The 24215-nt window shown below is 32.4% G+C and carries 20 protein-coding genes, 1 tRNA gene and 1 pseudogene; 5 read left to right on the top strand and 17 right to left on the bottom strand.

The genetic code is table 11. The annotated features are described in order from the left end of the window. Positions 1 to 72 precede the first annotated feature (72 nt). The 5 genes from KPL51_RS24075 to KPL51_RS14715 all read right to left on the bottom strand — a co-directional run bounded on the left by KPL51_RS24075 (position 73) and on the right by KPL51_RS14715 (position 4306). Positions 73 to 195, bottom strand: coding sequence for a hypothetical protein (locus KPL51_RS24075; protein ID WP_263628361.1), 123 nt, complete (start codon positions 193 to 195; stop codon positions 73 to 75). Next, complete coding sequence (gene mntA / locus KPL51_RS14700; protein WP_224854306.1) at positions 185 to 610, bottom strand: type VII toxin-antitoxin system MntA family adenylyltransferase antitoxin; 426 nt, start codon at positions 608 to 610, stop codon at positions 185 to 187. Before mntA ends, KPL51_RS24075 begins: the two co-directional genes overlap by 11 nt. Positions 611 to 693: 83 nt before the next feature. Next, positions 694 to 1320, bottom strand: a complete 627-nt coding sequence (locus tag KPL51_RS14705) for a cyclase family protein (protein ID WP_216163078.1) — start codon at positions 1318 to 1320, stop codon at positions 694 to 696. 11 nt (positions 1321 to 1331) lie between these two features. Further along, a complete protein-coding gene (zwf, locus tag KPL51_RS14710) occupies positions 1332 to 2837 on the bottom strand; it encodes a glucose-6-phosphate dehydrogenase (RefSeq protein ID WP_216163080.1) in 1506 nt (501 codons plus the stop codon). A gap of 149 nt (positions 2838 to 2986) precedes the next feature. Beyond that, positions 2987 to 4306, bottom strand: coding sequence for an HD domain-containing phosphohydrolase (locus tag KPL51_RS14715; RefSeq protein ID WP_216163082.1), 1320 nt, complete (start codon positions 4304 to 4306; stop codon positions 2987 to 2989). Between the two features lie 279 nt (positions 4307 to 4585). On the opposite strand from KPL51_RS14715, the gene KPL51_RS14720 reads away from it, so the two are divergent. Then, the gene (locus KPL51_RS14720) at positions 4586 to 5080 is read left to right on the top strand and encodes a LapA family protein (protein ID WP_216163083.1); all 495 of its coding nucleotides are present in this window, start codon (positions 4586 to 4588) and stop codon (positions 5078 to 5080) included. 74 nt (positions 5081 to 5154) lie between these two features. Here the strand turns inward: KPL51_RS14720 and KPL51_RS14725 are convergent, their stop codons facing one another. The 3 genes from KPL51_RS14725 to KPL51_RS14735 are packed head-to-tail and all read right to left on the bottom strand — an operon-like array spanning position 5155 to position 7781. Beyond that, positions 5155 to 7116 carry a CoA-disulfide reductase gene (locus KPL51_RS14725; RefSeq protein ID WP_216163085.1) on the bottom strand — a complete coding sequence of 654 codons (1962 nt, stop codon included), beginning with the start codon at positions 7114 to 7116 and terminating at the stop codon, positions 5155 to 5157. 22 nt (positions 7117 to 7138) lie between these two features. Then, positions 7139 to 7423 (bottom strand): ArsR/SmtB family transcription factor, encoded by a 285-nt coding sequence (locus tag KPL51_RS14730; protein ID WP_216163087.1) that lies wholly within the window; start codon positions 7421 to 7423, stop codon positions 7139 to 7141. A gap of 34 nt (positions 7424 to 7457) precedes the next feature. Then, positions 7458 to 7781 carry a rhodanese-like domain-containing protein gene (locus KPL51_RS14735; protein WP_216163089.1) on the bottom strand — a complete coding sequence of 108 codons (324 nt, stop codon included), beginning with the start codon at positions 7779 to 7781 and terminating at the stop codon, positions 7458 to 7460. Positions 7782 to 8057: 276 nt separating this feature from the next. Here KPL51_RS14735 and KPL51_RS14740 point away from each other — a divergent pair, with 276 nt between their 5' ends. Both KPL51_RS14740 and KPL51_RS14745 read left to right on the top strand, forming a co-directional pair. Beyond that, a complete protein-coding gene (locus KPL51_RS14740; RefSeq protein ID WP_216163091.1) occupies positions 8058 to 9227 on the top strand; it encodes an acyltransferase family protein in 1170 nt (389 codons plus the stop codon). 194 nt (positions 9228 to 9421) lie between these two features. Beyond that, positions 9422 to 10882: a cell wall-binding repeat-containing protein gene (locus tag KPL51_RS14745; protein WP_216163093.1), complete on the top strand. Its 1461-nt coding sequence runs from the start codon at positions 9422 to 9424 to the stop codon at positions 10880 to 10882. Positions 10883 to 11006: 124 nt separating this feature from the next. Here the strand turns inward: KPL51_RS14745 and KPL51_RS14750 are convergent, their stop codons facing one another. From KPL51_RS14750 to KPL51_RS14780, 6 genes and pseudogenes are all read right to left on the bottom strand, one after another. Then, complete coding sequence (locus KPL51_RS14750) at positions 11007 to 12839, bottom strand: DUF5050 domain-containing protein (RefSeq protein WP_216163095.1); 1833 nt, start codon at positions 12837 to 12839, stop codon at positions 11007 to 11009. A gap of 330 nt (positions 12840 to 13169) precedes the next feature. Continuing rightward, positions 13170 to 14399: a flagellin lysine-N-methylase gene (gene fliB, locus KPL51_RS14755; RefSeq protein ID WP_216163098.1), complete on the bottom strand. Its 1230-nt coding sequence runs from the start codon at positions 14397 to 14399 to the stop codon at positions 13170 to 13172. A gap of 256 nt (positions 14400 to 14655) precedes the next feature. After that, positions 14656 to 15273: a molybdenum cofactor guanylyltransferase gene (locus KPL51_RS14760; RefSeq protein ID WP_216163100.1), complete on the bottom strand. Its 618-nt coding sequence runs from the start codon at positions 15271 to 15273 to the stop codon at positions 14656 to 14658. Between the two features lie 72 nt (positions 15274 to 15345). Further along, a complete protein-coding gene (locus KPL51_RS23565; protein WP_224854301.1) occupies positions 15346 to 16446 on the bottom strand; it encodes a 4Fe-4S binding protein in 1101 nt (366 codons plus the stop codon). A gap of 18 nt (positions 16447 to 16464) precedes the next feature. Then, positions 16465 to 18501, bottom strand: a pseudogene (fdhF, locus tag KPL51_RS14775) (formate dehydrogenase subunit alpha); the annotation flags it as partial. 624 nt (positions 18502 to 19125) lie between these two features. Further along, positions 19126 to 19217, bottom strand: a tRNA-Ser gene (locus KPL51_RS14780). Between the two features lie 278 nt (positions 19218 to 19495). On the opposite strand from KPL51_RS14780, the gene KPL51_RS14785 reads away from it, so the two are divergent. Continuing rightward, positions 19496 to 19861, top strand: coding sequence for an iron-sulfur cluster assembly scaffold protein (locus KPL51_RS14785; protein WP_216163104.1), 366 nt, complete (start codon positions 19496 to 19498; stop codon positions 19859 to 19861). A gap of 47 nt (positions 19862 to 19908) precedes the next feature. Continuing rightward, positions 19909 to 21459, top strand: a complete 1551-nt coding sequence (locus KPL51_RS14790) for a HesA/MoeB/ThiF family protein (protein WP_216163106.1) — start codon at positions 19909 to 19911, stop codon at positions 21457 to 21459. Between the two features lie 177 nt (positions 21460 to 21636). Here KPL51_RS14790 and KPL51_RS14795 read toward each other — a convergent pair whose 3' ends face one another. The 3 genes from KPL51_RS14795 to KPL51_RS14805 form a co-directional block, all read right to left on the bottom strand. Next, the gene (locus KPL51_RS14795) at positions 21637 to 21900 is read right to left on the bottom strand and encodes a MoaD-like domain-containing protein (RefSeq protein WP_216163108.1); all 264 of its coding nucleotides are present in this window, start codon (positions 21898 to 21900) and stop codon (positions 21637 to 21639) included. A 69-nt stretch (positions 21901 to 21969) separates the two neighbouring features. Then, a complete protein-coding gene (locus KPL51_RS14800; protein ID WP_216163110.1) occupies positions 21970 to 22194 on the bottom strand; it encodes a MoaD/ThiS family protein in 225 nt (74 codons plus the stop codon). Between the two features lie 58 nt (positions 22195 to 22252). Further along, a complete protein-coding gene (locus KPL51_RS14805) occupies positions 22253 to 24049 on the bottom strand; it encodes an aldehyde ferredoxin oxidoreductase family protein (RefSeq protein WP_216163112.1) in 1797 nt (598 codons plus the stop codon). Positions 24050 to 24215 lie beyond the last annotated feature (166 nt).

Below are 24215 nucleotides of genomic sequence, written 5' to 3' on the forward strand. Positions count from 1 at the left end.
ATAAAACTAAAAATTCCTTTTTGTAAATAATTGTAAATAAATATCTTTTAAGTAAATAATTAGTTTCTAAATTCATTCAGCGGAATATAAGTTATATTCACACTTTGGACAAATACTATCACTAGTATTAACATGAACATGTTTTCCATCTCTTTCAATAATTTCAACCTTATTATAAATTACATCATTCCCCATATATATTTCCTCTCTTTTTTATGTTTTCTAATATAGCAGCTCTTTCTTCATTTAATAATGCATATTCTTTAAATGTATCCATCTCAAAATACATTCTTCTCGTATCATTATTACAATAAATTGTTTTACCTGTTCCTACTACTTGAGCTTTAAAAACTGTGGATGATTTTTTTAAATCTACCAAATCAATTTCTATATTAAGTAAAGTTGCTAGCTCTTGTGCAATCATAAATATATCATATTCAGTAAAATCTTCATCACTTAAAAATGCTATATCAATATCACTATTTTTATGAGAAGTTCCTTTTGCACATGATTCAAATATATATATAAGAAATGGTTTTACCTTTCTAATTAAAAGTTCTTCTATAATATCCTTGTCTTTATCCTTCAGTATCATCATTCCCACATCCATTATATTCACCTCATTACATTTTAAATATTCATTTACAATATTTTCTATTATCCACTATGTTATAGCATAAAGAGATTGGCTTATTATATAAAGTCTTTTATTAAAACCACTCTAGCAGGAGCGCCATCTGCTCCTTTAATTTTAAGTGGCAAAGCGCACATTAGATATTCATCCTCATTTATTTCTTTTAATCTAACACCTTCTATGATAGTTATTCCCTTATTAAAAAGAATTTTATGAGTTTCATGCCCTGGCTGAGCTCTCTCAATTCCAAAGGAATCTATTGCTACTCCAATTATTCCTTTTGCTGCTAAATACTCTGCTCCACTCTTTTCAACATAAACAAAATCGGACTGAAATTCTTCTGAAAAGGAATTTTTAGTTTTAAATAATAAAAATTCACCCTCTTCAATGTTTTTATCAATAAGATCTTCTTTTGTTATTCCACCTACTATCTTTGTTAGATCTATTACCCTACACTTTGTAATCAATTTATTTAAATCAATAGCATCAATAGTAGCACCCATATCATCTACATGATATGGGGCATCAATATGTGTTCCTGTATGCAAATTCATACACATGCTAGATTCATTAATGCTATCCTTTGGAATTTTCCTGTCAAATTTAATTACTGGTCTTTTTTCCTCTATATTCTTGTATACTCCCATACTTTTTTCTATAGTCATAGACACATCATAAATAATCATGTTTTCTCTCCTTAATTTGGTGTTGCATTCCACCACTGCCTGCCATCCTTTTTAATTAAATCTATTGCAGCCTCTGGACCTTGTGTTCCTGCTGAATAGTTAGGGTAATTAGGTATATTATCTTTAAATTGCTTTTCAATACTTTCAATAAATTCCCAAGAATGTTCAAGTTCATCCCATCTAGTAAATAGTGACGAGTTATTTCTAAGGGCTTCAAGTATTAATTTCTCATAGGCCTCAGGTGAATCATTAAAATACTTACAACTCTGACAATAATCCAGTTGTACCTTTTCCATTTTGAACTCGCTACCAGGTTTTTTTGCATTTATCTGAAAGAAAAAGCCTTCTTCTGGTTGGATCTTTAAAACTAAAAGATTATTGGGAATGTGTTTAAACTCCTTATAATAATTAATTCCACGGAGCTTTTTAAACTGAATTACTATCACAGTACTTTTATTGTTCATTCTTTTTCCTGCTCTTATATAAATGGGAACTCCTCCCCAGCGGAAATTATCAATATATGTTTTAAGGGCTATAAACGTATCTGTATTTGACACCTTTGATACACTATCTTCTTCCCTATAACCTATCATTTCCACATCATTATAAGTACCCGTACCATATTGACCCATAACAACATCTTCTCTGAAAGATTCAGCTGTAAAAACTCTTAATGACCTTAAAACTTTGACTTTTTCATCCCTTATAGATTCTGGTTCCAAATCTAATGGAGGTTCCATGGCGATAAGAGTTAACATTTGCAATATATGATTTTGAAGCATATCTTTTAAAATACCAGTATTTTCATAATATCCACCTCTACTCTCTACGCCTAAAAGTTCATTAGATGTAATTTGAATGTTATCAATATAATTTGCATTCCATTGCGGTTCAAATAATGAATTACCAAATCTGATTGCTAATATATTTTGAATCATTTCCTTTCCCAAATAGTGATCTATTCTAAATATATCCTCTTCAGGTATAAGCTTTGAAATATTACGATTTAAAATCCTAGCCGTTTCAAGGCTTGATCCAAAAGGCTTTTCAATCATTATTCTCTGCCAACCAATATCCTTACAAACCATACTATTATTCTTTAAATTTCTAATTATCCCTTCAAAAAACTCTGGTGCAACGGCTAAATAATATAATCTATTACCCATGGTTGAATATTTCATCTCCATTGTTTCCAAAAATGAATCTAGCTTTTTATATCCATGGTTATCAGAAGTAAAATCAAAGTTTTTATAAAAAATCCTCTTACTAAAGAGAATCCATAATTCGTCATTTATGGGAAACCGAGAAAACTTTTCAACATATTCATACATTTCTTTTCTATATTCCTCATTTGTCTTTACTCTTCTTCCTATAGCTACAATTATAAAATTTTCAGGTAATTTTTCTTCATACATTAAGCTGAAAATAGCAGGAATAAGTTTTCTTTTTGTAAGATCACCAGTTCCACCGAAAATTACAAATATATTAGAGAGTTCTTGATTCACATTTCCTTCCATTAAAAGTGCTCCTTCCTGATCTTCTTTTCTTTGCGCACTATTATCATATTTAGCAGGCTTTAATTATATGATTAATATACCATAAACTAATTAATGTTAGCAAATATAAGTTGTTCATTACATTGTTAATGCAAACTTATATTTTATTTCTATTCTTCGGTAATAAAATTCATAGAATTATTAAAAAACGATGTGAAAATATCTTCATTTATTGGTTCATTAAACCTTAAATTAATCATATCCCTATACCTTAATATTTCATCTATACTATTTAAAAATAAATCTAATATTTCACCATCAAAGTGCTTATTTCTTTGCTCCTTTAATATTTCTATACAGGTTTCAATAGGAAAAGCACTCTTATAAACTCTCTTTGTAGATAGTGCATCAAAAACATCTACAATAGCTACAACTCTTGCAGTCAATGGAATGTTTTTACCCGAAATACCTGATGGGTAACCGCTGCCGTCCCATTTTTCATGATGATTCAGTGCTATTTCATAACCCATTTTAATAACACCTCGTTTTGAATTGCTAAGAATCCTTGCGCCATTAATTGTATGAGTTTTCATTATATCAAATTCCTCCATTGTTAGTTTACCTGGCTTTAAGAGAATTGAATCAGCAATTCCTATCTTACCTATATCATGCATTAAAGCTGCATAATTCATTAACCTTCTTTTTTCTTCACAGGTTTCTACCATTCCATATAAAATTGATGAATATAAACTAACTCGAATCATATGTAATGCTGAATCTTCATCTTTGTATTCAGCAGAATAGCATAAACGCTTTATAATCTCGTTTGACAATTCAACATTTTCAATAAGTGTATTTTCAAGCAAGGTATTTTGGGCTACTAATTGGGCACTTTTGTCTTCTATCTCGCTAAGTGTACGATTTAGAAAAAAACTCATTTTTCTACTCTCAATATCTTGTCCACTTTTTTTAAATTGTGTGTTTACTAGATCATAATTAATACCATATTCTATTAATTTACTCTTCATCACTTTTAATGTTTCCGCCAAAATATCCTGAGAAAAACTTAAAAACCCCTTGAATTTTCTAAATTGATCTTCTTTTACAGGTTCAGAATAAATTACTTCCTTACTTAAAAAAACAGCGGGATGTTCGGGATGATTTATAATAATATCCCATTCGTCCACCAAGGGGTCATTCTCATTAATTTCAATAAATACAGTATTTTTAAAACCTTTTACCATATCTTTATTGATATTTCGGGCAAATATATACATTTTTTTACATAGATTATCCAAAATTTTATATCTTTCTATTTCCGCCAAGAAGAATCGAAACTTTTGAAATGTCACAAAAATTTCTGATTTTAATTTAAACTCAGCCACCATATCTTCAAGCCCATGACTTATAGCAATAAGTGAACACTTAGTATATATCTTTTGCTCAATATCAGAAGCATTATTAATAGCAATATCGCTTAATTCAAGCATTCTATCACCAAACCTTTCACATTTATTTTATTTTATATTATAAACATAATATTAGCATCTCTAATGTACAACTTCATCATATAAGGTTAATCATATTCTCTTTTTGTTATTTTTGCAATTCTTTACATAATTCTCATTATCTTATAAGTTTAAAAAGTACAAGACTATTTCATTTAATATGTAATTACAGCATATTGATAAATATTACAACATGCTATTTTTACCCAAATAAATATGCTATAATTCAATTAACAAAGTAGATTGAGGAGGTAATATCCTATGAGATTTGGTTTTATAATTTCTTTAATTTTTGCTATCTTAGTAGCCTTATTTGGTATTCAAAATTCTACAATAATATCTATTAATTTCTTTTCTACAAAATTTAATATTTCCCTAGCTCTTATAATTTTCATATCTGTAATTATAGGTGCTATAATTGTGACTTTATTAAGTTTACAAAAGGAGTTTACACTGAGTCGTGGCAATAAACAATTAACAAAAAAAGCTAAGAATTTTCAAACTGAAATTGAAACCTCTAAAAATGATAATGTAGCTTTAACTATTGAAAATGAAACTTTTAAAAACAAAACAGAAGCCCTAGAAACTAAACTACAAGATTTGGAAGGTAAAATGCAAGATATGGAAAGTAAAGTAGAAGTTTTAGGCACTACAAATAATACCTTGAGCAATGAAATAAATACTCTGAACATAGAAAATACTCGTCTTAATACGCTCTCTGCAAATGAGACTATTAATTTAAATAAGGATCTATAAGGACTTTTCGCTTACCATAAAAAAATGAGCATCAGCCGCTATTTACTTAGCAACTGATGCTCATTTTGGTGTTTTTATTGTTTTTTTATAAATGCATAAACCATACCTTTTTCACTTCTTAGGTCTAACAATTCATTGTTTGTTTTATTACACCAAGCTTTAATATCATCATAAAAACCAAGCTCAGAAGCTGTTACTTTTAATATTTGGCCACTATTTAGTTCATCAATGCTAGCTTTAACTTGAACTAGTGGTCCTGGGCAACATAATCCACAAGCATCTAAACTTTTATCATAATTATTAACACCTTTATCTACTCCATTCTTTATAACTTGAGTATCAGTATCTAATACCTGTCCTTTTGATGCTTCATTTTTTTCAACTTTATTTGAGCCAAAGTCTGAAATTGAAAATGATTTATATCCTCCAGTTAAGTTTTTAACCACAAATCCCTTTTGCTCTAAAATTCTTGCTGCTACATATCCACGGAGTCCTACCTGACAATATTCAAGAATTTCTTTGTTTTTATGGAGTTCACCAATTCTTTCTCTTAAACTATCTACTGGAATATTTATAGCACCCACAATATGTCCATTATCAAATTCCATTTCAGTACGAACATCAAGAACTATTGCATTTTCTTTATCATAGGCCATAAACTCATCTGTAGTTAATACATCCATTCTTCCTGCTAACACATTTTCAGCTACAAACCCTGCCATATTTACTGGATCCTTGGCTGAGGAGAATGGTGGTGCATAGGAGAGTTCTAGCTCTGTTAAATCAGTAACTGTTCCTCCTAATCGTATAACTGTAGCAAGCACATCTATTCTCTTGTCGACTCCATCATAACCTACACCTTGAGCTCCAAGTATTTTACCTTCATCGTTGAAGATCAATTTTAAGGTCATAGAAAGAGCCGCTGGGTAATATGAAGCATGACTTGCAGGGTGAACAAATATAACTTTATGAGGAATGTTAAGTCTAGTTAGTGTTCTTTCATTATTACCTGTACTTGCAGCTGTTAAGCCAAACACTTTAATGATTGAAGTTCCTTGAGTTCCCTTATAAGTAGTTTCAAGGCCTGCTATATTATCAGCAGCTATTCTACCTTGTTTATTTGCAGGACCAGCTAGTGGTATTGCTGTATTGGTTTTGTTTATAAAATCTACAACTTCAACAGCATCACCTACTGCAAATACACCCTCTGCACTAGTTTCCATTTTATCATTTACTATGATATGACCTCTAGCTCCTGTTTTAATACCAGCTTCTCTTGCAAACCCAGTATCAGGAATTACGCCTATTGCCAATATAATCATATCAGAGTTCAATTTTTTACCACTATTTAAAGTTATTTCAATGCTATCTTCATTGTCCTTAAAAGCTTTTACTCCATCATTCAAAATAATTCCTACACCATTATCTATAATTTCCTTTTCAACGGATAAAACAATATCTGTATCAAAAGGTGCCATTATGTGAGGGGCTGCTTCTACAATAGTAACATGGAGTCCTCTTTCTTTTAAATTTTCAGCCATTTCCACGCCTACATATCCTCCACCTATAACTACAGCATTATTAATACCCTTTTTATCTACATATGCTTTGATGTTATCTGTATCTGGTATATTTCTTAATGTAAATATTCTTTTACTATTAATACCTTCTATATTAGGCCTAATTGCTTTTGCTCCTGGTGATAAAACTAAATAATCATAACTTTCCTCATAAGTGCCATCAGCCTTACTATTAACTGTTACAGTCTTTTTAACAGTGTCAATATAAGCTACTTCGCTATTATTTCTTACATCTATATTAAATCTGGCCTTCATACTCTCAGGAGTTTGTACTAAAAGTTTATCCCTATCTTTTATTACCTCACCAATATAATAAGGAAGTCCACAATTTGCAAAGGAAATATATTCATCTCTTTCAAACATAATTATTTCGGCATTTTCATCTAGTCGTCTTAGTCTGGCTGCTGTTGAAGCACCACCAGCTACACCACCTACTATTATTACTTTTTTATTCACTACAATCACTCCTCATATTTTATTACTCTATATTAAATATTGAATTTATTAATTTTCCCATTTGTTGATCTTTAATTTTATAATTAATTTCAAGTCCATGTCGCCTACCTTGAATTATTCCTGCGCCTCGTAACTTTTGTAAATGCTGAGAGACGGTAGATTGAGGAATTTCTAGGCAGTTCTGCATATAACCAACATTGCATTCACCATTTTCCAATAGATTTTTTACTATACATAGCCTAATTGGGTGTGCTAAAACTTTAAAAACTTCTGCAATATCGTTGTATTTAATATAATCTTTATCCATAGCCATTCCTCTTTCCTAAACTTTAATCTATTCATTATCTAGTTATACTGTATCCCCAAGAACATATTCCTCTATTTAGATGATAAATATTTTTAAAAGAACTATTAGCCAAGGTGTCCACTGCTCTTGGACTTCTTCCACCGGATGCACAATAAACGAGTACTGGTTTATCTTTGTATTTATCAAGTTCAGCAAGTTTCATTGGAAGAATGCCAACTGGAATAAGTTTTGCTCCTGGAATATGACCGCCTTCATATTCCTCTCTAGTTCTTACATCTAAAATAACGAATTCCTTATTCTCGCTTAAAAGCTTATAAGCCTCCTCCGCAGTAACATTTTTAATCTTTGCATTTAACATAATTTATAATCCCCTTTCAAAATATAATTTATAATTTTAAATCATTAAATTTCCATTTATATATCGTAATATTACGATATAACAATATATTAACACCATATAAAATAAAAAGCAATAGATAAATCAAAAATAATAAATAAAAACATAATAATCATTTAATCTAAATTATAAGTTTTTAGAAGGAAATATCTAATATTAATAGAATATACATAATTACAGGATTGAAAAAAATTTCAATCCTGTAATACAGCAGACATTTAATAAGGGGGCAATAAAATGGACCAAAAAACCATAGTAAATAATAATAGTGAAAAAGGTCGACTAAAGTGCATTGATGCAATTAGAGGAATGGCGGTAGCATTAATGCTGCTAGGTGATAATCCAGGTAACACCGCTAGAATATACCCCCAATTAAGACACGCAAAATGGAATGGATGTACAGTTGCAGATTTAGGATTTCCTTTCTTTATCATCATAATGGGTATGGTTGTACCTTATGCCCTAAACCGAAGAATAGAAAAAGGTATTTCACCATTAAATATTTTTGCACACATACTCTCACGGAGTGTAGGAATTTTCCTTCTAGGATTATTTTTAAATGGGTTCCCTCTTTATAATTTTTCAAGCATAAGAATACTTGGTGTACTACAGCGAATTGCTATTATCTACCTAATAGTAGGCAGTATAACATTATTAATACTATATTTAGTTAAAAATAAGGCGATTCAAGCATCCATACAACTGGGGCTGGCCTTTACAATTATTATAGTCTATTATTTATTAATGAAACATGTTACTGTTCCGGGGTTTGGCAAGGGAATTCTAGAACCGAATGGAAATTTAGTTCAATATATAGATTTACACTGGCTAAAAGGCCACTTATATAAACCAAACTGGGACCCAGAAGGCATTTTAAGCACATTCCCTGCAATCGCATCAGGATTATTAGGCGCGGTAACTGGACAAATGCTTATATACACTACTGATAAAAAAATATACAAATTTCTATGTGTATTTACTTTTGGAGTAATAACATTAGCACTTGCTTACCGAGCAAATATATGGTTTCCTTTCAATAAAAATTTATGGTCTAGTTCTTTTGTTTTACTTACAGCTGGAATCTGTATTTTACTTACTTCTGTACTTTATTTATTGATGGATATAATAAAGTACGATTCAATATTCAAGCCATTTGTAACTCTTGGAAGTAGTGCAATATTTGTTTACCTAGTATCAGAAATCATTCGTAAGACCCTGTGGGTCATCCCTATATTAGACCCACTTACTAAGAAAACAGTAACTTTAAATGTTTGGCTTACAACCCACTGTATAACCCCTTGGGCGGGAAACATATTGGATTCAGCATATTTTTCAATAGTTTACATAGTACTCTGGACTTTAATTATGAGTATTTTTTATGATAAGAAATCTTTTATGCGGTTGTAGGATAACTTTTTCCCTCATTCAAATTCAACTAAATTAAAGTAGCACAAAACCCACAACTAATTGAATAGTTATGGGTTTTTCTATTGGGATATATTACCAGGTAATAAATTAAATGAATTTCAGTATTTTCTACTCAACATATAATTAATATATGGTACAATCTAAAATAGACAAAATAAAGGGGGACATATAATATGAACAAGAAAAAACAAAAGATGATTTCAATCGTGGCAGCAGTAAGTTTAATTCTTTCAATGACTGTAATTTCACCAGTAAGACCTGTATTAGCAGACACATTAGTTCCAGTATCAAGATTAGGTGGTTCTACTAGATACTCAACAGCAACCTCAGTAGCTCTTGCTAGAGCAGATGGTAGACAGATGGACGCCGTTATATTAGTATCAGGAGAATCCGCATATGATGCACTCAGTGCAACAGCACTGGCTAGTAAGTTAAATGCTCCTATATTACTAACACCAGCTGGAAAATTAGATCCAAGTACCGCTTCAGCTTTAGTTACACTTGGAGCTAAAACAATCTACATCGTGGGTGGAATTGGAGCAGTTTCACAGCCTATAAGAGATGGTTTAATAAAATCAGGACATAATTTAGTAGAATTAGGCGGAAAAGACAGGTACGACACTAATGTAAATGTTGCTAATTACTTGGTAAAAACAATAGGGTTAAGTCCCTCTAAAGTTTTGATGACAGGTGGAATGAATTTCCCAGATGCTTTATCAGTAGCTCCAGTAGCTGCAGCAGAGCAAGAAATTTTATTACTTGTAAACAATGGAAATGCAGCAGCAAATACTGCAACTAACAAATTCGTAAAAGATAATTCTTCAACAGTAACAGTAATAGGAACTAAGAATCTTGTAAGCGATTCAGAACTTGCAGAACTTGGTGCTACAAGGGTTAATGGTGGATCAAACAGATATGCAACTAATATGATTGTAAACAATTATTTTGATGCATTGCTAAATAAAGACTCAATATATGTTGCAACAGCTGCAGGCTTTGCAGATGCATTGGTTGGAGCAACAGCAGCAGGAGTTACTAAATCACCGTTAATATTAATCGACACTGAAACTTCATCAGCTACTGCAACTGGAATAGCTTACATTAAATCTCTATCACCTAAAACTGCAGTAAACATAGTAGGTGGTACAGGTGTAATTACTTCTAAAACACTGAGTGATATAAATATAGCAGCTAACAACCTTCAAACTTATCCCGCTGGAACTTATCAGCTAGGTAAAACAGCTACAATACATGATACTTTTTTTGGAACATACGAGTTAACTATAAATAGTGTAGAACTAACAGCAGAAAGAAATGAGTTTGATGCCTCTACTCCAGCTGAAGTATATAAGATTAATTACACTTACAAGCTTTTATCAAAGGGAACAGAAACATCCATGGGTTTATCTATATATGACTTTGATAGCTATGCAGATAGTAATGGTGAAATGGGAGATTGGTATCCAAACACTCCATCTAAAGATCCAAAAGAATTGGTTAATGTCGGCAATTATTGCACAGCTGAAACTTTTGTAGGTGTGCATAACCCAACAGATAGACTGACTTTAACTAAGAGTTACTCGACTGATGATGGTTACCCACATGTAACATTTGTTATACCAACAAATAACTAAATAATATATTGTTATTTAAATGATTTTACAGTATATTTACAACCGATTTTATGAACATTAAAAACCCAGTAACCGTTAAGGTTACTGGGTTTTTAATAATGTTATAAATATGATTTAAACTAAACTAGTTAAATTTCTGTCTTTCAGTTCCATCTGTTTTAATTTTTATAGTATCCTCATCAGAGCCTGTTCCATAGTAAATCCACTCGTCTACAATATTAATAAACATTCCATCATCATCACTAATTTTAGTTTTACCAGTGCCATCTATTTTAATCTTATAAAGCTTGTAGCTATCAGATGCGTTGGAATAGTAAATCCAATCTCCAGAAACATTTATAAACTCTGCAGTATCATCACAGATTTTGGAGAGGTTTGTACCATCCTTTTTCATTCTCATTATGTTTCCATTTTCTCCATCTAAATCACTTGTTTCAAAGTATAAATATTCTCCTGAAACATTTAAATATGCTATACTAGTTGCTCTATATAACTTGGTTAATCCTGTACCATCTTTTTTTACCTTATAAATTTCTGATTTGCTTGATTCAATTGGACCCACAGTAATTGTATAATACACCCAGTCACCTGATATATTAATTTCATATGCAGTTTCATTGGCTATTTTAGTCTTAGAGGTTCCATCTGTCTTCATCTTATAAAGTTTTCCCTCATCTGAATAATTCGCATAGTATATCCAATCCTGAGCAACCACCATATACATGGATATATCACCGCTCAATCTAGTTCTACTAGTTCCATCAGTCTTCACTTTGTACATTTCGTTTATATCATTTGAAACATCAATATAATATATCCATTCACCAACTACGTTTATGAACATAGGCATATCTTTGTTCACTTCTTTTTTGCCTGTTCCATCAGTTTTGATTTTATACAAGGTATCATTGTTGTAATAAATCCAATCACCTTGCTTTGCTACAAATGCAAAGTTAGTAATATTTCCTGGTGTATTTCCATAAATATTGTTTGTTAAAACTGACTGAGGCACAACATCTTCTCCACCTAAAGCCCACAGTTTATTTATAGAAGATAATTTTAAAGCCATGTAATCAACGGTTGAAAAAGATAATTTTTTATCCATTAATACAATGGGCGATGATGTTTTTGATGCAAGTGCCGAACCGGATAATGCATCAGGGAAAGCCATTCCTGTTGCAACGTATACATTGTCAAAACTTAAGTCCAGTACAAATCTATTTAATACTGCAATATTAGTCTTATATCTATCGTCACCTGATACCCTTTCTGCTAGTGGAAGACTCTGCATTACTTTATCACTTACAACACCAGCACCACCAATAACAAATGCTTTTGTAACTTTATTATCTGTTATATACTTTTTAACACTAGCAGGCAGCTCATTTTTTGGAGATAATATAATGGGCATACCCTTGCTTGCGGCAATTGGTGCTATTGAAAGAGCATCTGGAAATCCTCCACCTGCTGCAACAACTATCTCAGTGCCTAACTTGAATTTCTCTTTAATATAATTTGCAATACTTAAGGATGTTTCATATCTGTCATTACCTGATAATCTGGTTACTGTTATACCCTTTAAACTTAACTGATCCTTTATGCTTTTAGAAACAGCACCCTCGCCACCTACAATAAATATATTTTTTACTTGTAGTCTGGTGAGTTCATTATTAATTGCTGTATCTAGGGTTGTCCCTATTAATAGAATAGGTGCATTTAACTGCTTAGCAAGAGGCGCAGCACTAAGCGCATCTGGAAAATCATAACCTGATGCTAAAACAACATTATCTGAAGTTGTCCATCCAGACTTTGAAATTGAGATTGATGTTGCATACCTGTCCGCACCTTGAAGCCTTTGTATAGTGGCTGCAGATACTTTAGTTGAAGGCATTAAAACAATTGATGATACTAATAAGACCGAACACAACAAACACTTAAAAGAAACTTTACTTTGCATTTTATCACTCCTTAATTGTATGTATTTACTAAGAATATTTTAGCATTTATTATGAATTTTTGGTATACACAATGTTTTCCAATAAAAATATTTTAGCATCTATCTTCACTAAATAAAACTTTATAAATGACCCATCTGTTCCACTATATTTAGTCTATGCACATCCAGCAATCGTAAAATCGCTACTTATACCAGTTATTAAGTATGTGTCTTTTCTCTTATGTATTCTCCATAATTTTCTAAAACCCTTTACTATTCCTATATAAATTACGAATTTGATTTCTCACTAAACTATCCAAGTATATTAATGTTTGTTTATATTAAAAATGATTAGCCAACAAACAAAAGTTTTTTAGCAAATTCCATATTATCAAATTTATTTGCTTTTATATAATTTAGCACATCAACTGTATAAGTTTTATGATGTCCTATGACCTTCGAGAAAACTTGAATAAATTCAACTATATTTTCTTTAGGATCATGTTTACTATATATATATTTTCCAACCAAATAAAATTTAATAAATGAATATCTTGTTAGAAGCATAATATATCCATCAAAGATGTCTTCTGTTTCAGAAAATGGAAACATATTATTATAAATAAAATTCACTAAATAGTTTTCAAAAATATAGCTATTATCATTTATAAATTTTTCATTATAATCTTCAAATGCTTTTATGTAAAATTCAAAATGTTTATTTATGTCCTCGCATTCCTCAAACTTGAATGCAACTATAATTTGCTTAGTATATTCCACAAAAGAAGGACTGTCTACTTCTTTGAATACATTTAGGAATCCCATCATCCTTTTGGAAAAAGCCATCCCAGCAATATAACTTGACTGATTTGTCTCATAAGCATTATTAACTGAATTTATATCATAGTTAGTAATAAATCTAGATACATTATTATAATTATGTTTAATTTCACTTTCTAATGTATTTATAAAGTCACCTAATATATAAAGTCTTTGGCTTAAACCAAATTTTCTATTTTTTATTATTTTAATACTCAAATCTCTGATTTCTTTAAAATATTTCACAGGTGAATTATTGAATTTTTTAGATTTGGTATCAATATCACTTAATACTATGTGTTTTTCTAAAGCTTCTTCGCCATCTTCAAATTCAATACCTTCTTCTTTTAGAAGAATAATTCTTGCAGCTTCAGGACAAGCTACATCAAGAGACATTTCATAAATCCCATCTATTTTATTTATTATTCTAGGAAAAGATGTACAAACATTTGAGAGATATTCTTCTCCAAGCTTAGAATAAATAACACAGTAATTTTCTTCATCTAAAAAAGGACACCGTTTTCTATTTGTTAATTTAACTTTCCCATAATCTACATCACTACTTGTATAATTTTCATTATTATGCACATTTTTTTGAAACATTCGCTTCATTTCTTTATCTTGAACTTTATAATACTGTCTAAATGTAATCTTATCAATATCAATATCCCATCCAACACAACAGCTATCTTCACACTTTCCAGCTATACACTTAAACTCTTTAAGATATTTTGGATATCTTTTTTTTATAATTTTTCCCATTATATACTTCCTTTGTAAACAAATCACTTGAAGTTTTTTGTTTTATTTTTTTACTTTGGTATTTTAAATTATAACACTTTATTTAACATTATCTAGAATTATATTTCTTTATACTGATAAAAATCATGGAAGGAAGGCATTAAAATGTCTGTAAAAACATAATTCAGTACCTCAAAAAAATAAAAAAGCTGTAACCCAGCGGCATGCAGCTTTAAGAATATATATTTTTAGCACCCCCACCCTTTTACCCCAGTCTTTAAAAATCCTTATTAAAGCTTCGATAAGAGTATTTGCACATAGCTAAATCTTCAATATTGTTTAAATTTATAAACATATCTAAATTTCTATTAAATTTTTTAGCTTCGTTTTCTTCAATATAAATAGTATTTATATTATTAAGTAAGGTAAATATTGAATAATGTTTTTTAGCAATATTTTCTTCAATTTTATCTATGAGAGACGTAGAATAGATACCATTAAAAGGCTCTATTCTATCTCCTCTTTTCGTAATACAAGCACATGCGTAAGCATTATTATTTACTTTCTCTTTCATAAACCTTATATAGTCGTTATTAATAATAGGCATATCACACGCAATAAGATAAGCATACTCACTTGAACTATTTTTAAGACCTGCATGAATTCCACCTAATGGTCCAATCCCTATTATTTCGTCACAAACAACCTTATAACTCACATTTTTGTATTGATTTAATTTGTTTGAAACCACAATAATTTCACTATACTCTTGACGTAATTTATTAATTTGATTATCCATCAATCTTTTTTTATTTATATTTAGAAATTGTTTATCAAAACCCATTCTTGAGCTATTTCCACCAGCAAGTATTATTGCGGTTTTAAATTTATCCATTATACGCCTCACTCAATAAATTCAATTAAACTTTACTCTCTCTATTGTAATATATTTTCATATTACTTATTTTTATTTTCTGATAATCCCTAAAGCACTGGCTCGGCGCTTATTTTTGATACTATCACTTATAACTTTAGGTTTAACTATGATAAAGGCATCCCCCGGGCAGACCTCTACACATGCTGGGCCTCCAGGTCTTCCTGCACATAAATCACATTTATGTGCCACCATAACTTCTTTACTCTGCTTGCCTTCTTGGTTAATAACACTTAGGCTGCTCTGCACTTGTTCCTCGCCATTTTGGCACTGTGGAACCATATCCATAGCACCGAACGGACAAGCAAGCATACATATCTTACATCCGATACATAACTCTGGTTTTACAACAATTCTATTATCTTGATGAACAATTGCTGCTACTGGACACGCATTTGCACAGGGTGCATCATCACATTGTCGGCATTGTATCGGCATAGTAACACGTTCTGCCCGTATCAGATTGATGCGAGGCAAAAACGGAGCATTTATAACCCCGGCAGTAGCCACACTACTATCTAAATGTGCAACCGCACACGCAATTTCACAAGCCTTACAACCAATACATTTATTAGGATTTGCAACAACGAATGTATTCAATCTTAATACCTCCTTGGTGTGTATTTGGTTAAGTTCATTACTTTCCTCTATAATAGTAAGATCCGCAGCAAAATTCGTGTCATAAATTCTATTAAAACCTAATTTTCTTAGTGCAGCTGCCATTTTACCTGGTGTTAAACTTCCAAGCGGCATGCCAAATTCTTCAGCAATTGCTACTCTAACTGCCGGTGCACACTGCACCATGGTAAAGAGATCCAGATTCGCTAAGGCCTCTTTTACTACTAAGGCATGGCCTGTATAGTAGGATGCAAATAATGGTTCTTTAACGGAAGAGAGCATATTACGTTCTTGCATCTTTTGCTCCCGGTGAGCAATCTCCTCATCAAATGCAGATGCATAAGCACTGCAAATTTGTATACACTGACCACACAAAACACAACGTTCAGCATTAATTACTTGGGGTTGTCCTTTTTCGCCTTCTATGGCATCTACAGGGCAAATACTCGCACATCGCCTACATCCTGTACATAACTCTTTATCAATATTAATAAAACCTTCACTCTTGACTGTCAAAGCAAGCGCCTCCTTTTAATTTACTTTTTCTACTTTTACCGAACAAACTTTAAGTTCAGGTGTTTGTGTTATAGAATCAGACGCGCTATTAGTCAAAATATTACCTGGGCTCTCTGTGAAATGGAAAGTAATAAATGTTAGCCCTTTTGGAACTCTGGTTGTTACTTGTGCTTTTGTAATTAATGAACCCCGCCGTGTTGTTACACGAATTTCCTCACCCTCTGCAATATTAAGTTTTCTTGCATCCTTAGGGTTAATTTCCAGAGATTCTTCCGGATGTGCACCATTAAGTCCCCAGCAACGTCTCGTCATAGTTCCTGTATGATAGTGAGAAACAACACGCCCGGTAGTCAGAATCAGTGGATATTCTTCATCAGGAAGTTCCGCAGGTTCTCGATACTCCACCGCAGAAAACTTACCTAAACCGCGAATAAACTTATCAACATGCAAAATAGGTGTACCAGGATGACTCTCATTGGGACATGGCCATTGAATTCCACCATTCTCCAACCGTTTATAACTAATACCAGCATAACTTGGTGTCAAAACTCTCATTTCATCAAATACTTCTTCATGAGAAGCATAATCCGCTGGAAAACCCATTGCGCTTATAATATCTCGCAATATTTGCCAATCTGGAAGACTATTACCTTTTGGTTCTATAGCCTTACGAATACGCTGCACTCTACGCTCAGTGCTACTAAAAGTTCCGTCTTTTTCGGCATACGTTACACCTGTGAGAACAACGTCAGCAATTTCAGCTGTTTCAGTCAAGAAGATATCTTGAACAATCAAACAATCCACATGCTCTAAACAGTGTTTGACATGATTTATATCAGGATCACTACGCATTGGATTTTCACCAAATACATACAATATTTTTACCTTATCTTTTTCGATTGCATCCAAGACAGATGGAATAGTAAGCCCAACTTTATCGCTTAACTGTGTATTCCATGCTTTCTCAAACTTCATTTTCACAGCAGGATCAGTTACCTTTTGATAACCTGGGTAAACATCGGGTGGAGCCCCCATATCACATGATCCTTGTACATTATTCTGCCCACGCAGAGGGTTAACACTAGCTTTAGACTTACCCATATTACCAGTAAGCATCGCAAGATTGGCTACAGATAGTACATTATCAACACCCGTAGTATGCTGCGTAATACCCATAGTATAGTATAAAGCGGTATTTTCAGCCTTAGCAATAATTCTTGCTCCTTGCCGTATCTTTTCCACTGAGACCTCCGTTATGGCAGCTGTATATTCCGGGGTAAATTTCATCACAACTGACTTGAAATCTTCAAAATTTTCGGTTCTTTCAGTAATAAATTCTTCATCAGCCAACCCTTCTGTTAATATAACATGTAGCAGCCCATTCAAAAGTGCTACATCCGTGCCTGGTTTAAGTCGCAACCAAACATCAGCATGCCGTGCCAGATCAATTTCACGGGGATCAGCCACCACCAATTTGGTACCACGCGCTTTGGCTTTCAACATTTTAACACCAATTATAGGATGGCATTCTGTGGTGTTTGTACCAATTGCAAAAATAGCATCTTTAGATCCCCTTTCGTCAATCTCATTGATTGAGTTTGACATAGCTCCATTACCAAATGATGTGCCTAGACCAGACACGGTAGGCGCATGTCAAAGGCGGGCACAATGATCAACATTATTAGTACCAATCACTGCGCGCATTAATTTTTGCATAAGATAGTTTTCTTCATTAGTGCACCGTGCAGAACTAAAACCTGCAATGCTGTCAGCACCACACTTCTTTATAGTTTTTTTCATCTTAGAGGCAACAAAACGAATTGTTTCTTCCCAGGTAACCTCAACGAGCTTACCTTCTTTTCTGATCAAAGGATTAGTCAGACGCTCTTTATGCTGTACGAAATCAAAACCAAAATGTCCTTTTGAACAAAGTTTTCCTTCGTTTACTGCATTTAGATCATTCGGAGTTACACTAATAATTTTTTCACCTTCTACATTCAAGAAAAAAGTACATCCTGTTCCACAATAAGGACAGGTAGTTAATATACTGTTCATAGCATTACCTTCCTTTCTTTACGTTAAATTCTGATACAATTTTATAATTAAATTTACAAAAAACAAAAAACTAGCCCAAAGCGTATAAATACGCAAAGTACTAGTTTATTAAAAAGCTAAGATTTCTCTTTCTTTCCAATCAAACCATATATTTAATAATCTTTATAGAAAACTTTCTAATTTTTTCTTGTGGTTCTAAATCTTCAATTATTATATTACAGCTGTATTGCTAACTTGTCAAATACTATTACATCGAAATAGGTCGTTTATAGTCAAATTATGATTATTATTTATGTTTTTCTACATATTCCGACTTTATAGTAAACATTCAGAGGTGCTCGATCTCCTTTCTATCCTCACCACATACTCCACGTGTCCAGTCCGCGGAAACATATCCGCCGTCATCATCAGCTCTTTAAATATGGACTCCCACTTTGTAGTATTCTTGGTAGCCATGGGGTCATAGCATAAACTGGTAGTTTACGTTTGATAACATCAAAGATAATTCTCATCCATTTTCGTTTAGTCTTTCCTATTTTGTCGTCAAAAGGGTGCCACAAACCTTATTTTCAACAAAAAACCCAAACAAATAAGCCCTAACATTTCTGCTAGAGCCCTTGATATTGGCGGAGAGAGAGAGATTTGAACTCTCGGAAGAGAATAACCCCTTCGCCTGTTTTCGAGGCAGGTACCTTCGGCCACTCGGACATCTCTCCACATATTAAGTTGCCTTTTATATTATAACATATTTAATTTTTATTTAAAGCACCTTTACCAAATTATAGTCAAAATAATTTCCTCAAAATTCAGCTCAATTTCAAAATTACTATGTAAGTTAAGTATTGTCCAAATCCTGTTACTATGGGAACTGAAAAACGTAACACCATATTGAACCTATTATGTAAAAGCATTATAATATACTTAAGGTATTGATAGTAATATATGTAGACGTTTTACATAAATATTTCTTTACCCATTTTGGGAGGTGTAACCTATGTATAACGATATAGTTATGGATCATTTTTCTGATCCAAGAAATGCTGGGGAAATGCTTGATTCAGATAGCATAGGCGAGACAGGTAACACAGTAGATGGCGATACAATAAAGATATATATAAAAGTTATAAACAACCTATTGGTGGATATTAAATTCAAGACTTTTGGCTGTGGCGCTGCAATTGCAGCAAGTATTATGGTTACAGTATTGGCAATTAATACAACCTTGGAGGATGCTTTAAATATACAAAATAAAGATGTCTCAGAAGCTTTGGGGGGATTACCTATAGAAAAATTGCTTTGCTCAAATATAGCAGCTGATGCATTACATAATGCAATAAAAGATTATTTATCAAGGCAATGATTATAATTTACAAACTATAGTGCTTTTTTTATGAAGGGGGCATTTTAATGATTTTATCAAAAGAACAAATAAATAGATATTTAAGACATATAATTATCCCTGAAATTAGTGGCAAAGGGCAAAAGAAATTAACTGAGTCTAAAATTTATTTATATGCATCTACGGTACAAGAGGCCTCTTCTCTTATATATTATCTTGCAGCCTCTGGAATAGGTTATATCTCTTGTTACTTTAAAGATTCCCTGGGATATGAAAAATTATTTAAAAACATAAAAGACCTAAACTGTGATGTGATTATAGAGCTTGCTGATAATAAAGTATCAGTAGTATACAGTGACTCTGTTTCTAGTGAGAGTTTTGTAATTAGAATATTGATTAGTAAATATGTGGACCTGCAAGATAATCTGATAAGTTTTTCTTGTAGCCACCACTTATCTATCTTCATTCCTACTATTCTAACTATTAACAATGGTTGGAGGGGCTATCTTCAAACTTTTAGTAATGTGGAGGATTTTAATGAGTTACTTGTAAGGCCTATACCCTTAGATTCGAATTTAAAGCAAAACAATTCCTATAAAAAAGAGAGTAATGTTCTTTCTAATTGCCTACTTTCCGCACTCACTACGGTAGAGTGTGTAAAACTATCTTTAAATTTGGGAACCCTATTAGATAAAGCATTATACTTTGACCTTTTATCTATGGAATTTCATAAATCAGATAATAAAACCTTTGATTTATCAATAACTGATTTCACTAAAAATATTTCCTATAATAATAATAATAATAATAATAATAATAATAATAATAATAATAATGTGCCTAAGAATTCAAAAAACAATGATAACACTAAAAAGTTATTAGATAGTAAGGTCTTAATTGTAGGTACTGGTGGACTTGGTTCTCCTGTAGCTTATGCCCTATCCTGCCTAGGTGTAGGAACCATTGGTGTTGTTGACTATGATAGTGTAGAAATAAGTAACCTTAACCGCCAAATACTCCACTGCACTTCTAGAATTGGCATGCCAAAGGTGCAATCAGCAGAAGTTTTCATAAGGGACTTAAATCCAGATGTGAAGGTAGTATCTTATAACACTAGCCTCAACATCCACAATGCATTAGATATAATTAAAGATTATGATGTTATCATAGATGCAGTTGATAATTTTCCAACTCGATATCTTCTAAATGACTCATGCTTTTTTGCTAATAGGCCCTTGGTAGATGCAGCAGCTGTAAGATTTCATGGATTAATTATGACAATACTTCCAAATAAGGGTCCATGTTATCGCTGTGCATTCCCTCTAATTCCTAATCAAAAGCCTGGCACTAGTTGCTCTGAAGCAGGTGTTTTAGGTCCGGTACCTGGTGTCATGGGATTTCTTCAAGCAACTGAAGTTGTAAAGCTCCTCTTAGACATAGGCGACACCTTATGTAATAGGGTAATCTACTATGATGCATTAGATTCTGATTTTGATACTATTAGTATTAATAGGTCTACAAACTGCACCTTATGTGGTATAAAGCCAACAATTACTTCGCTTGTTGAATATAATAATTCCTGCGACACAACTAGCAATAAGGAGATGAATGAAAAGTGAAAAAACCAATAAGTATTATAATCGCATTAATTATAACCTTAACAGGTTGCTCAAATGCGAAAAAAGAGGTTAATAATTTAGCTGACCCAGTAATTAATGATCACGTCCATAAATAATTAAAACATTAAGGGAATCAGTTAAAAACAAACTGATTCCTTTAATGTCTCATCTACTTTTTTATCCCCCGGCAGATAAGAATCTTAACCGAAAATCAGCTATCATTCCATCTAGGAGGTCTTCTCTACAACTCAAAACAACTATTGTAGCTGGTATCTTAAGCGAGCCAAGTGTAATTGTTTTTTCCTTAGCTATGTCTACTTCCCACCAATTTCCAATAAAGTTCTCATCGCTTATAATTTCTCCGCCAATGCTAATAAAATAATTTACTATTTCTATTCTTTTCATTCCTCGCATCTCTAGTTTTTTTTCTATAAACTCCAATTGTTTCCTCCATAAAACAAAACCCTATGAGTAAATAATTATAATCATAGGGTTTATTAAGTTCAGCTATTATCCTCCCCCAACCGGTGGGAAAAGTGCTATTAAATCTCCTTCTACAAGAGGCCTGTCAAATTGTTCATCACGTCCATTTAGGAGTAATATTGCGACCTCAGATTTTTCTATTCCTAAAATAGTAATAACATCTTCTGTAGTTTTACCTTGTTCAACATCCAAAAATTGAATTTTCTCTCTCCCATCTCTAAATGTAGCAAACAATTTCACTGTAATTTTCACAATTTCACCTCCCACTTAAAACTTAGATAATATTTACCTTAATTCTAAAAACTACAAACTATAATCCCAATGCTTTTAATTTTTCTTTTGTTGGATTACCTTTTTCATCCCAGCCTCGCTCCATATAATATTCTGGAAGAAGTTCTGAAAGTCTGTGAACGTTCCCCTTAGAAGGTCCTTCTGTAATTGGCTCTTCAAGTAATCGTTTTGGAAGTGTATCTTGAGATGCATCTATTCCAGCTGCTAAATTAAATTGTCTTTCAATATTATAAATTCTATCTCCTGCTTCAAGTATAGATGCTGCTGTGTGCTCTGTTCCACATACTGCATTATATAGTGCAGCATAATCTGGAGCCCCCATAGCAAAGGAAGTAAATAAACATAATCCAAGAGAATCTATAACTGCGGTTAAGTCTTGGAAAATTTTAGTCCAAGTAGCTTTTCCCTCAAGTGCAAATCTATCTAATTTTTGTGGAAGTCCTAATATTTCTGGGGAAATCATGTATCCTCTTACATGACACCCACCTCTGTTTGAAGTAGCATATGAAAGCCCCTGACCCATTATACCTCTTGGGTCATAAGCAGGTATTTCAAGTTTTTTAACTGTCATTGAAAGCTGGGCTGCACCATAAAAATCACAAAGTCTATATGAACCTTGAGCCATTTTTGCTCCAAGTCCCTCTGATTTCCCAATTTTTATTGTCCAATCAATCATTCCTTGTACATTACCAAATTCTAATGGAGTTCCTTCAAGTTCCACATCTTTAATGTACCCCTTTTGATAAAGTTCCATTCCAGCTGCAATAGTTGCTCCCACAGAAATTGTATCCATACCATATTCATTACACCAATAGTTCGCCTTGTTAATTGCATTCATATCAGCTATTCCACAATCTGAACCAAAAGACCATAGTGTTTCATATTCTGGGCCTCCAACTTCTAACCCCATATCCTCTATTTTTACAAATCTACCACAAGCAATTGGGCATCTAAAACAAGGATTTTTTCTTACTAAGTAATCTTTAGTCATTGTCTCACCGCTAATGTCATCGGCTTTCTCAAAATAGGATTTTTGAAAATTGTTAGTTGGGTGTACACCATTTTCATTAAGTATATTTACAAGAACTGCAGTACCATAAGTTGGAAGACCTGCTCCTGTAACTCCATTATCTTTTATAGACTTCATCCAAACTTTTGAAACCTCTTTTAATTTTTCTGGATCCGCTATTTGTGGTTTTGAACTTCCCTTAACCGCTATAGCTTTCAAATTCTTTGAACCCATAACAGCTCCAACTCCAGAACGACCTGCTGCTCTGTCATACTCATTCATAATGGAAGCCATTTTAGATAATCTTTCACCGGCAGGTCCAATAGTCATTACTTTTGATTTATCTGGCATTTCCTTCTTTATTAAATCAGTAGTTTCTGTGACAAGCTTTCCCCAAAGACTACTAGCATCCTTTATTTCTACTTTATCATCAATTATTGTTAAATAAACTGGTGAATCGGCTTTATCTTCAAGAATAATTACATCATAGCCGGAAGCTTTAAATTCAGCTCCCCAAAAGCCACCTGAATTTGAACAAGCGATTGTACCTGATTGTGGTGATTTTGTAACTACCATATATCTTCCACCAGTTGGAACCGGTGTACCTGTTAATGGTCCTGTAACAATTATAAGTTTATTTTCAGGGCTTAATGGATTGACCATAGGATCTACTTCATCCATAAATATCTTTGTTCCAAGTCCTCTACCACCAATAAATTTCTTAGCCTGTTCTAAATCAAGCGCCTCAACTTTAATAGTCTTTTCTTTTAAATTTACTCTTAATATTTTACCATTATAACCATACATAAATACCCCTCCTCCGCATATTTTATTCTACATGTATATATGCAGAGCAAGGTTGATGCCAAGTTAAAACTAAATAAGATTTATTAAAAATGTTCATTCTAGGGTTATTTAAGTCATATAAAATAAATTAATTTTTTTTAAAATAATGACTGTCCCAATTTAAAAC

It is taken from the genome of Clostridium bowmanii, from assembly GCF_018861315.1.
Lineage (GTDB): Bacteria > Bacillota > Clostridia > Clostridiales > Clostridiaceae > Clostridium_AD > Clostridium_AD bowmanii.

Excerpts from the sequence above, each read along its gene's own strand:
- KPL51_RS14720 (WP_216163083.1), top strand. The coding sequence starts at position 4,586 with ATGAGATTTGGTTTTATAATTTCTTTAATTTTTGCTATCTTAGTAGCC.
- fliB (WP_216163098.1), bottom strand. The coding sequence starts at position 14,399 with ATGGGAAAAATTATAAAAAAAAGATATCCAAAATATCTTAAAGAGTTT.
- zwf (WP_216163080.1), bottom strand. The coding sequence starts at position 2,837 with ATGGAAGGAAATGTGAATCAAGAACTCTCTAATATATTTGTAATTTTC.
- KPL51_RS14745 (WP_216163093.1), top strand. The coding sequence starts at position 9,422 with ATGAACAAGAAAAAACAAAAGATGATTTCAATCGTGGCAGCAGTAAGT.
- KPL51_RS14785 (WP_216163104.1), top strand. The coding sequence starts at position 19,496 with ATGTATAACGATATAGTTATGGATCATTTTTCTGATCCAAGAAATGCT.
- KPL51_RS14750 (WP_216163095.1), bottom strand. The coding sequence starts at position 12,839 with ATGCAAAGTAAAGTTTCTTTTAAGTGTTTGTTGTGTTCGGTCTTATTA.
- KPL51_RS14715 (WP_216163082.1), bottom strand. The coding sequence starts at position 4,306 with ATGCTTGAATTAAGCGATATTGCTATTAATAATGCTTCTGATATTGAG.
- mntA (WP_224854306.1), bottom strand. The coding sequence starts at position 610 with ATGGATGTGGGAATGATGATACTGAAGGATAAAGACAAGGATATTATA.
- KPL51_RS14740 (WP_216163091.1), top strand. The coding sequence starts at position 8,058 with ATGGACCAAAAAACCATAGTAAATAATAATAGTGAAAAAGGTCGACTA.
- KPL51_RS14760 (WP_216163100.1), bottom strand. The coding sequence starts at position 15,273 with ATGGATAAATTTAAAACCGCAATAATACTTGCTGGTGGAAATAGCTCA.
- KPL51_RS14705 (WP_216163078.1), bottom strand. The coding sequence starts at position 1,320 with ATGATTATTTATGATGTGTCTATGACTATAGAAAAAAGTATGGGAGTA.
- KPL51_RS24075 (WP_263628361.1), bottom strand. The coding sequence starts at position 195 with ATGGGGAATGATGTAATTTATAATAAGGTTGAAATTATTGAAAGAGAT.
- KPL51_RS14730 (WP_216163087.1), bottom strand. The coding sequence starts at position 7,423 with ATGGATAAAGATTATATTAAATACAACGATATTGCAGAAGTTTTTAAA.
- KPL51_RS14805 (WP_216163112.1), bottom strand. The coding sequence starts at position 24,049 with ATGTATGGTTATAATGGTAAAATATTAAGAGTAAATTTAAAAGAAAAG.
- KPL51_RS14790 (WP_216163106.1), top strand. The coding sequence starts at position 19,909 with ATGATTTTATCAAAAGAACAAATAAATAGATATTTAAGACATATAATT.
- KPL51_RS14735 (WP_216163089.1), bottom strand. The coding sequence starts at position 7,781 with ATGTTAAATGCAAAGATTAAAAATGTTACTGCGGAGGAGGCTTATAAG.